The sequence below is a fragment of the Domibacillus sp. F004 genome (genome assembly GCF_057814295.1).
Genome location: NZ_JBVATB010000058.1, coordinates 1 through 281, shown reverse-complemented (window position 1 = coordinate 281; position 281 = coordinate 1). Strand labels below are relative to the sequence as shown.

At 49.5% G+C, this 281-nt stretch carries 1 rRNA gene; it reads right to left on the bottom strand.

Going from position 1 to position 281, the window contains the following annotated elements:
- Positions 1-176 precede the first annotated feature (176 nt).
- Positions 177-281, bottom strand: a 23S ribosomal RNA gene (locus ACZYRN_RS19400); the annotation flags it as partial.

Here is a 281-nt window from a genome sequence, read left to right as displayed (position 1 = left end):
GCCGTGTTCGGGATGGGAACGGGTGTGACCTCTTCGCTAATGCCACCTGACTATGAAATTGGAAAGAAGCCTGTTCTTTCAAAACTGGATAGAAGCGTGTCGTATGATCCGTGTTACACCAAGTGTTGTGTTGTCCAGCTCCAGCGGCCTAAGGAGGCCGCTTTCGCTTTTCGATATTGGTTAAGTCCTCGATCGATTAGTATTCGTCAGCTCCATGTGTCGCCACACTTCCACCCCGAACCTATCTACCTCGTCTTCTTCAAGGGATCTTACTTACTTGC